This is a genomic window from uncultured Muriicola sp., from assembly GCF_947258935.1.
Taxonomy (GTDB): Bacteria; Bacteroidota; Bacteroidia; order Flavobacteriales; family Flavobacteriaceae; genus Muriicola.
The window spans coordinates 25,041-34,649 of the sequence record NZ_CAMYKH010000015.1; the positions used below are offsets into that span (position 1 = coordinate 25,041).

Below are 9,609 nucleotides of genomic sequence, written 5' to 3' on the forward strand. Positions count from 1 at the left end.
TTACTAAAACTTACCATAAGAACGTCAAATACCGTACCTATATTAGTTAAACATGGCCTAAATGACGAAAAAATGCTCGATTTACAAAAAAATTAACACCCAAATTATCAACTAAATGACCCTCTTGTCATGTTAATAAATACTTCAATAAAGTCCATGTTTTGTTCTACCTAACCTATCATTTTGCGTATATTGCCCCGATGTTTTAACCACTCAAAAACAATAGGATTTTTTTATGGCGGAAGGAGAAAAGTTAATCCAGATCAACATTGATGACGAGATGAAATCTGCCTACATTGATTATTCAATGTCGGTCATAGTTTCACGAGCCTTACCTGATGTCAGGGACGGATTAAAACCCGTGCACAGAAGAGTGCTTTATGGGATGCATGAGTTGGGTGTAAGGTCGGGTAGTTCACATAAGAAATCGGCCCGTATTGTGGGGGAAGTTCTAGGAAAGTATCACCCACATGGGGATACATCGGTCTATGATTCTATGGTAAGGATGGCCCAGGAATGGAGTCTGCGCTATATGTTGGTAGACGGACAGGGAAACTTTGGTTCCATTGACGGGGATAGTCCGGCTGCCATGCGTTATACGGAGGCTCGTATGCGCAAGATAGCTGATGAAATGCTTACCGATATTGATAAGGATACGGTAGACCACCAATTAAATTTTGATGATTCTTTACAGGAGCCAACGGTTCTTCCGGCAAGAATACCCAACTTACTGATAAACGGAGCTTCGGGTATTGCAGTGGGAATGGCGACCAATATGCCACCGCATAATCTTACTGAAGTGGTAGATGGTACCATAGCCTATATTGAAAACAATGACATTGAGATCGATGAATTGATAACGCACATTAAAGCACCCGATTTTCCAACAGGGGGGATCATTTATGGCTACGATGGTGTCAAAGAGGCATTCCATACCGGAAGAGGACGAATTGTCATGCGCGCCAAAACTCAATTTGAGGAAGTTCAGGGAAGGGAATGTATCATTGTTACTGAAATTCCTTATCAGGTGAATAAGGCCGATATGATCAAGAAGACGGCCGACCTGGTAAATGACAAGAAAATAGAAGGGATAAGCAATATACGTGATGAAAGCGACCGGAACGGGATGCGTATTGTTTACATTCTAAAGCGAGATGCCATTCCTAATATAGTATTAAACACTCTTTTTAAGTATACAGCGCTTCAATCTTCCTTTAGTGTAAACAATATTGCCCTTGTTAAAGGGCGACCACAATTGTTGAACGTAAAGGAGATGATTGGCTTTTTTGTAGAACATCGCCATGAGGTAGTCGTTAGAAGAACCAAATTTGATCTTAAAAAAGCCGAGGACAGAGCTCATATCCTGGAAGGACTTATTATTGCTTCAGACAACATAGATGAAGTGATAAAAATCATCAGAGCCTCCTCTAATGCAGATGAAGCAAGGGAGAATTTGATGGAGCGGTTTAAACTGACGGAAATTCAGGCGAAGGCAATAGTTGAAATGAGGCTAAGGCAACTTACCGGCCTTGAACAGGATAAATTACGCTCAGAATACGAGGATGTCCTGAATACGATTGAAGACTTAAAAGACATCCTGGCCAATGAGGACAGGAGAATGCAGATCATCAAAGATGAACTTCTTGAGGTAAAAGACAAATTTGGAGATGAAAGACGTTCGGAGATCAATTTTGCCGGAGGTGATCTGAGCATTGAGGATATGATCCCGGATGAGCAGGTAGTCATCACTATTTCGCATGCAGGCTATATTAAAAGAACTCCGCTTTCAGAATACAAAACTCAAAATAGAGGTGGTGTTGGTCAAAAGGCCTCGTCTACCCGAAATGAGGATTTCCTTGAACACCTATTCGTAGGGACCAACCATCAGTATATGTTGTTCTTTACACAAAGTGGTCAATGTTTTTGGATGCGCGTATATGAGATACCCGAAGGAAGCAGAACATCTAAAGGAAGGGCTATACAAAACCTTATCAATATAGTATCTACAGACAAGGTGAAGGCCTTTATATGTACGCAAGATCTAAAAGATGAGGACTATGTGAATAGTCATTACGTGATCATGGCCACTAAGAAGGGGACAGTTAAAAAGACCTCCTTAGAACAGTATTCAAGGCCAAGACAAAATGGTATAATAGCGATCAATATTCGTGAAGATGATGAATTGCTCGAAGCAAAACTTACTACCGGAACCAGTCAGATCTTCCTCGGACTAAGATCGGGTAAAGCGATCCGTTTTGAGGAAAGCAAGACCAGACCTATGGGGAGAAGTGCCTCTGGGGTAAGGGGAATTAGACTGGCCAATGATGAGGATGAGGTTATCGGAATGGTCTCTGTTCATAATTTTGACGATGAGATCCTGGTAGTTTCAGAGAATGGGTACGGCAAACGCTCCAGTATTGAAGATTATAGGATCACGAACAGAGGTGGAAAAGGTGTGAAAACGATATCTATCACAGATAAGACAGGTGGCCTGGTAGCCATTAAGAATGTTTCTGATTCAGACGACCTAATGATCATCAACAAATCTGGCATCGCGATCCGGATGAGTGTAGATGACCTAAGGACCATGGGGAGAGCTACTCAGGGAGTTAAACTCATAAATTTAAAAGATTCAGATTCTATTGCCGCTGTGGCAAAAGTGATGAAGGATGAGGATAATCTGGAAGAGGTAGAACTTCGGGATATTGAAGTAAAAACAGAAGATGGCACGGCTCTTGATACCAATGAACCGGAAACCGAATAATAATTAATAAACACTAATTCAAATATTAAGACAATGAGAACTAAACTATTAATTTTAATGGCCATGACGTTTAGCATGGTTGCTTTTTCTCAGAAGAATGAGCTAAAGGATGCTGAAAAAGCAATGAAAAATGGAGATCCTGCAAGTGCCAAGGCAAGTTTAGAGGCTGCATCTGGTATGATAAGTGGAGCAGACGAACGGTTACAAGCGCAATACTACTTTATACGCGGAAATGTTTATTCAGATCTTGCCAAAAAAGGAGATGCCAGTGCCTTTGATGAGGCAGTAAAATCCTATAAAGAGGTTGTAAGTATTGAAGAAAAGAGCGGTAAACAAAAATATAGTTCTGAAAGTAATCAGATGCTTACCGGATTAACTTCAGATCTTATAAATGCTGCAGTAGAGGATAACAACAATAAGAAATTCCAAGAAGGTGCAGACAAATTGTATATGGCTTATAATTTAAGCCCAAGAGACACTATCTTTTTATACTATGCGGCCAGTAGTGCTGTAAACGGCGGCCACTATGAAGACGCACTTGGATACTATGAAGAATTAAATGATCTCAATTATGACGGTAGTACCATATCTTATAAGGCTACAAATGCAGCTACTGGTGAAGTTGAAGAAATGAGTGATAAGGTTCAAATGGATCTTTTGGTAAAATCTGGTACGTATAAAGATCCTGTTGAGGAAAAGTCTCCTACAAAAAGTGCAGAGATCATTAAGAATATTGCCTTGATCTACACACAGCTAGGTCAGGATGATAAGGCGTTACAAGCATATAAGGATGCACGGGCCAAAAATCCAGACGATGTGAATCTGGTATTAAACGAGGCCAATCTGTACTACAAAATGGGTGATAAAGATACCTTTAAGACGCTAATGGCTCAGGCTTCTGAAATGGCCCCTGATAATCCTGATCTGCAGTACAATATTGGAGTGATCAATATGGAACAGGGCAATTTAGAAGAAGCAAGAACAGCTTATAAAAAAGCCATTTCAATAAATCCAGGGTATGTGAATGCCCAATTAAACCTCTCTACAACCTATGTCAATGAAGGAAATGGTTTAATAGACGAGATGAATAGTCTGGGTAATTCTAGAGCTGATATTGCCAGATATGAAGAACTCAAAACACAAAAAGATGAATTATTCAGAGAAGGCGCTTTAATTCTGGAAGATGCATTAAAGCAAAATCAGGATAATGAGAGTCTATTATCTCAGTTAAAGAACATCTATGGTGCATTAGGGGATAATGAAAATTTTATGAGAATTAAAAAACTCTTGGGAGAGTAAGACTTTTCAATTATAAAATTCTAACCCGGTCTTTTTGGACCGGGTTTTTTTTATATAATTTTTTTAATTACCCTCAAGTGATGGGTGTATTCTCCCTTAGCTACATTAAAGATACCGGTTTGGTCTAGTCTGTCTATACGGACACATCCATGAGCATGTATCACATGGTTATTTTGCATAATGAGCCCGACATGAATTATTACCCCTTCCTCGTTATCAAAAAATGCAAGATCCCCAGGGGAGCTTTCTTCAACAAAACTTAAAACTTCCCCTTCGTTCGCTTGGTCCTTGGCGTCTCTGGGTAAGGCATATCCATTTATCTTATAAACCATTTGTACAAGACCGGAACAATCAATACCAAATGGCGATTTTCCGCCCCATTGATAAGGCGCATTCAGGTATTGCAAAGCCGCAGGTACCAACTGATCTTTATCCATAGTACCGCTCACCAGCTCCCCTTCAAATGTATGATCGAGGGTTTTGGCGTTTTGAACAACAGACCCTAAAAGAACCGGGATTATTTGACTATTATGTTGGCTTACAAAGGCAATAAGATCTGATGAATAGCCTGGGGTCTTTACAGCTTTCAGATCTTTATAGGTCTCTTTGGATAGGGGAGTGACCTGATTTTTTTGGATCCATCCTTCTGTACCATCGAAGGTTACTCTTATCTTATTCCAGTCTTTTCTATGTTCGGTGATCTTAAAAGTGTCGCCGTATAGAAGTTGACTTAGCTGCTCACTTGCCTGATCTGTATTGGCCCTGATCGGAATAATACTCAGAGCACATAGGCCGTAGTAATGCTTGGTCTTTTGCAAGGATCCTTATTTACGTTCCAGAATTAGGGCAGATGCACCTCCACCACCATTACAGATGGCTGCAGCACCTAATTTCCCATTATTTTGCTGTAATACACTCAGTAAGGTAATAACAATACGGGCGCCGGAACATCCCAGGGGATGACCAAGGGCTACCGCTCCGCCATGTACATTTACATTAGAATCCTGTAATCCTAATAACTTCATATTGGCAAGACCAACTACTGAAAATGCCTCGTTAAATTCAAAGTAGTCAATAGATTTGATATTCAGGTTTACTTTGGCTAGTGCTTTTGGTAAAGCTTTGGCAGGTGCAGTAGTAAACCATTTCGGTTCCTGAGCTGCGTCTGCATAGCTTTTAATAGTAGCCAGGGGGGTAAGCTTTAATGCTGCTGCCTTCTCCGCACTCATCAATACCAATGCGGCGGCCCCGTCATTTATAGTAGAGGCATTGGCTGCAGTTACCGTTCCGTCCTTGCTAAAAGCTGGTCGCAAGGATGGTATCTTGTCCATTTTTACATTCTTGAATTCTTCGTCTTCAGCAACTATCAAAGGCTCTCCCCGTCTCTGGGGTACTTCTACAGGTACTACTTCATCAGCAAATTTACCACTACTCCATGCCTTGGCAGCACGCTGATATGATTGAATAGCAAAGGCATCCTGATCTTCCCTGCTAAACTTATGTTCAGTGGCACAGAGATCGGCACAAACTCCCATTGCATTGTGATCATACGCATCTACCAATCCATCTTTTTGCATTCCGTCTTCCAATGTTGCTGGACCAAATTTTTGACCATTGCGCATATGCACATAATGAGGAATTAAGCTCATATTCTCCATACCGCCGGCGACTACAATAGAGGTATCTCCCAGGGCGATGGATTGCGCCGCCTGCATAATAGCCTTCATCCCGGAGGCGCAGACCTTGTTTATGGTTGTACAAGGTACCGTATCGGGTATTCCGGCATAGATGGCCGCCTGGCGGGCAGGAGCTTGTCCGGTACCTGCTTGCACCACATTGCCCATTAGTACTTCTTCCACCATTTCCGGAGCTAGTCCTATTTTATCCAGGGCACCTTTTATCGCGATCGCTCCCAATTTTGGCGCCGGAATTCCAGATAAAGATCCTAAAAAACTACCTATAGGTGTTCTTGCCACCGATACAATTACTACTTCTTTCATAGTTCTTAAAACTTATGCTACGAAATTAAGAAAATATCGTGCAACGAATAACCTATACTAAAGAAAAGACAGGGTTTGCCATTATATTTTCTATTTTTGAATGAGCAGTAAAACTATATGGAAGATTCTCTGGATAAGGTATATAAAAATCAGTCGCTGATCTATAAGTATATCTTGTATTTTGTAACTATTGGGTGCATTGTTTTCTTTTTCCCAAAAGGAGGACAATTTAAATACGAATTTCAAAAAGGAAAACCGTGGCAGTATGAGAATCTGTATGCTCCATTCGATTTTTCCATCAAAAAGACTGCCGAGGAATTATCTCAGGAACAAGAGACACTAAAGGCAAGACAGATCCCATATTATACATATGATACCTCTGTTGCTGATGATGTTTTTAAAGCATATGAGGAAACATTCACCACAGTTTTTACGCAAGAAAGATTTTCGAACAGTCAAATAAGACGACTCCAGACTATAGGAGATGACATCCTTGAAGAACTCTATAAAAATGGTATTATTCAAGGTGGACTGGGAGCAAATTCGGCGGAATATCTATACCTGGTTAAAAACAATGAGGCCCGCAGAATTCTTGTAGCAGATGTGTATTTGATTGGGAAGGTAGATTTAGTGATCCAGGAAATATTAAAATCGCGCAGGGCAGGGCAGTACTACTCCCTTTACCAGGAATTGTTCTTTGATATTGTTAGGCCTAATGTTACATATGACTCAGAATTATCCCAAAAGGAACTAGATGATGAACTGTCTAAAATAGCCACCACCAGGGGATCTGTGGATGAGGGGAAGCTGATTATTGCAAAAGGTGAAGTTGTAGAAGCAGAGAATCTGGTTATTCTTAATTCATTAAAAGCAGAGTTTCAATCGGAGCTTTGGACAGCCAATAATCAATATTTTATCCTGTTCGGGTATACAATCCTTGTAGCACTTGTCCTGATGATGTTGTTCCTCTTTCTTAAAAAGTACAGGCCGGCTATCTACCGCAATAATGTAAAGGTCACTTTTATTTTCTTCAATATTTTATTGATGGTATTTCTTACCACCCTTGTAGTGAAGTACAATGAAGCCTATGTTTTTGTGGTTCCACTCTGCATCTTACCCTTAATTTTAAAAACGTTTTTTGATGCCAGATTAGGGTTGTTCGTCCATGTACTCACCGTTCTCATTCTGGGTTTTGTGGTACCTAATAGCTTTGAATATATCTTTCTGCAAATCATTGCCGGTATTGTCACCATCTTAACTGTTTCTGAATTATACAAAAGGGCCAACCTGTTTATTTCAGTTGGGCAGATCACACTGATCTATATTGTGGGTTATTTTGCCTTTCACATTATTCATGAAGGAAATCTTGACAACATCCATTGGTTCACTTTTGGATTCTTCTTCCTGAACGGTATGATCACACTTTTTGCACAACCGTTGATCTATATCTACGAAAAGCTTTTTGGGATGGTCTCGGATGTTTCCCTTTTGGAATTGTCTGATACGAATTCTAAACTATTAAAAGAACTTTCAAACAAAGCCCCGGGGACCTTTCATCATTCACTACAGGTGGCGAATCTGGCTGAGGCAGCTGCCAATGCCATTGGGGCCAATGCTATGTTGGTGCGGGTGGGAGCTTTGTATCATGATATAGGTAAGATGAATAATCCCACTTATTTTACTGAAAATCAGGTTACGAATGTAAACCCGCATAATGATATTGATCCAAAAGAGAGCGCCAGGATCATCATAAATCATGTGATTGAAGGAATTGAAATGGCGCAGAGAAACAACCTGCCAGATAGGGTGATCGATTTTATCAGGACCCATCACGGCACAACAAGGGTATATTATTTCTACAAGAAGGAATTGGAAATAAATCCGGATGCCAATGAAGATGATTTCAGGTATCCGGGCCCCATTCCTTTTTCCAAAGAAACGGCCATTCTTATGATGTCTGATTCTGTGGAGGCTGCTTCAAAAAGTTTGGTTAATCCTTCCTATCTGATAATCGAAGAATTTGTAGAAAAGATCGTCAGTGGACAAATGAAAGGAAACCAGTTTTTAAATGCCAATATTACGTTCAAAGAAATTGAGACGGTAAAGAAGGTATTAAAGCAAAAATTAACAAATATTTATCACCTTAGAGTAGAGTATCCGGAATGAAAAAGTACTGTAAAAATCGCCCAAAAAAAACTTAAAAAAGTTGCGTTCCAAAGAATGAAGAATTACATTTGCAGCCGCTATTATAGGATGTTCTAAAAGACATTCTTAGTACATGAAATATAGGAGAGGTGCCTGAGTGGCCGAAAGGAGCGGTTTGCTAAATCGTCGTACCCTAACAAGGGTACCCAGGGTTCGAATCCCTGTCTCTCCGCCAGAGTCTGTGTGAGAAGACAGAATATTGATAACCAGTTCGGGGTGTAGCGTAGCCCGGTTATCGCGCCGCGTTTGGGACGCGGAGGTCGCAGGTTCGAATCCTGCCACCCCGACAGTAAAGTGGAACCACCGTCATTAGGCGGTGGTTTTTTATTTTTAGTGCCTAGTGGAATTTATTTCATTTAAGGTTTGAAAATAAAAAACCATAATCTGCGAAGCGAATGGTTCACTTTACTGTCAACACCAACAATTCAGGATCACGCCGTAGGCGTAATCCTTTTTCAGACCGCTTTTGTAAGCCACGGAAATAAAAAGTAACCATGCAGCGCAGGGGTTGTCTTTTGTTGAGCACCGACCTCTGAGGATCACAGCGCGCAGCGATGTAATCCTGTTTTAAGCATGTTTCGCGCGCTTCTTGAGCTTTACTACAGGATTTTTACGACTTACGAATAAGGAAGCTGATTTATTCTGAGACTTCAGGCAACCTCAATTTCCGATATAAGGCCACATCTAAACAAACAAACCAGCTTATAAATAATATGAACGTAAACTTTTGTACCACTGGGAGCGATTTGATCATTAAGCGGGTCTCGTAAATGTAGTAATTAATAAGAAAGACCAATAGACAAAATACTCCTAACAGGAAAAGGTTTTTATAGCCCACTTTGAAAAGTTCTATTGAACAACTGATAAGGGCAATTACAGCAAAAAATCCTGCAATATAGAGAACCTTATCATGGTTGCCCAAAGCCAAAAAAACAAGGGTGATTAGTGATAATAGTCCTGATATGCGCATTATGCTTTGATTGGTACTGTTATTTTCAAATAAACTGGGCAAATAAAACCACAACCAAAATAAACCTATACAAAGAAAACTTAAGGCGAAGATCGCATAAGATCGCGCCGGATTAATTTCACCATTGATCGCATGCACATCCAACAGATCACATAGATAATTATTCCAAAAACTAAAGCCATCCTGGTCAAGTAGTACCCAGGAACCACCCGGATATTTTAGTGCTGCTATGAGATAGAAAAGTATGAACAGTCCCATTCCGCCTAAAGGCAGCAATAACATATTTGGGTTTGTATTTTTTGAGTATACAACCATGCTTTATTATTTCCATTATTTTATCCCGTAGAGGAGGAAATGATCTAAGTTGAGGA

At 40.3% G+C, this 9,609-nt stretch carries 6 protein-coding genes and 2 tRNA genes; 5 read left to right on the forward strand and 3 right to left on the reverse strand.

Annotated features, from left to right (window positions below):
- The first annotated feature begins 235 nt into the window (after positions 1 to 235).
- Both gyrA and Q0X72_RS04285 read left to right on the forward strand, forming a co-directional pair.
- Positions 236 to 2,764: a DNA gyrase subunit A gene (gyrA, locus tag Q0X72_RS04280; protein ID WP_297762356.1), complete on the forward strand. Its 2,529-nt coding sequence runs from the start codon at positions 236 to 238 to the stop codon at positions 2,762 to 2,764.
- Positions 2,765 to 2,797: 33 nt separating this feature from the next.
- Positions 2,798 to 4,063 carry a tetratricopeptide repeat protein gene (locus tag Q0X72_RS04285; RefSeq protein WP_297762358.1) on the forward strand — a complete coding sequence of 422 codons (1,266 nt, stop codon included), beginning with the start codon at positions 2,798 to 2,800 and terminating at the stop codon, positions 4,061 to 4,063.
- Between the two features lie 50 nt (positions 4,064 to 4,113).
- On the opposite strand, the gene Q0X72_RS04290 is transcribed toward Q0X72_RS04285, so the two are convergent.
- Together Q0X72_RS04290 and Q0X72_RS04295 are read right to left on the reverse strand one after the other, a co-directional pair.
- Positions 4,114 to 4,881: a C40 family peptidase gene (locus tag Q0X72_RS04290; RefSeq protein ID WP_297762360.1), complete on the reverse strand. Its 768-nt coding sequence runs from the start codon at positions 4,879 to 4,881 to the stop codon at positions 4,114 to 4,116.
- 6 nt (positions 4,882 to 4,887) lie between these two features.
- Positions 4,888 to 6,063 carry an acetyl-CoA C-acyltransferase gene (locus Q0X72_RS04295; protein ID WP_297762362.1) on the reverse strand — a complete coding sequence of 392 codons (1,176 nt, stop codon included), beginning with the start codon at positions 6,061 to 6,063 and terminating at the stop codon, positions 4,888 to 4,890.
- A 117-nt stretch (positions 6,064 to 6,180) separates the two neighbouring features.
- Here Q0X72_RS04295 and Q0X72_RS04300 point away from each other — a divergent pair, with 117 nt between their 5' ends.
- The 3 genes from Q0X72_RS04300 to Q0X72_RS04310 all read left to right on the forward strand — a co-directional run bounded on the left by Q0X72_RS04300 (position 6,181) and on the right by Q0X72_RS04310 (position 8,555).
- Positions 6,181 to 8,229: an HDIG domain-containing metalloprotein gene (locus tag Q0X72_RS04300; protein WP_297762364.1), complete on the forward strand. Its 2,049-nt coding sequence runs from the start codon at positions 6,181 to 6,183 to the stop codon at positions 8,227 to 8,229.
- 122 nt (positions 8,230 to 8,351) lie between these two features.
- Positions 8,352 to 8,443, forward strand: a tRNA-Ser gene (locus Q0X72_RS04305).
- A 37-nt stretch (positions 8,444 to 8,480) separates the two neighbouring features.
- Positions 8,481 to 8,555: transfer RNA gene (locus Q0X72_RS04310), tRNA-Pro, on the forward strand.
- A 350-nt stretch (positions 8,556 to 8,905) separates the two neighbouring features.
- On the opposite strand, the gene Q0X72_RS04315 is transcribed toward Q0X72_RS04310, so the two are convergent.
- On the reverse strand, positions 8,906 to 9,553 hold the full coding sequence (locus Q0X72_RS04315) for a hypothetical protein (RefSeq protein WP_297762366.1): 648 nt from the start codon (positions 9,551 to 9,553) through the stop codon (positions 8,906 to 8,908).
- Positions 9,554 to 9,609 lie beyond the last annotated feature (56 nt).

What these genes read in the sequence shown, in the direction of transcription:
- Q0X72_RS04315 (WP_297762366.1), bottom strand. Translation starts at nt 9,553, where the DNA reads ATGGTTGTATACTCAAAAAATACAAACCCAAATATGTTATTGCTGCCT.
- Q0X72_RS04300 (WP_297762364.1), top strand. Translation starts at nt 6,181, where the DNA reads ATGGAAGATTCTCTGGATAAGGTATATAAAAATCAGTCGCTGATCTAT.
- Q0X72_RS04295 (WP_297762362.1), bottom strand. Translation starts at nt 6,063, where the DNA reads ATGAAAGAAGTAGTAATTGTATCGGTGGCAAGAACACCTATAGGTAGT.
- gyrA (WP_297762356.1), top strand. Translation starts at nt 236, where the DNA reads ATGGCGGAAGGAGAAAAGTTAATCCAGATCAACATTGATGACGAGATG.
- Q0X72_RS04285 (WP_297762358.1), top strand. Translation starts at nt 2,798, where the DNA reads ATGAGAACTAAACTATTAATTTTAATGGCCATGACGTTTAGCATGGTT.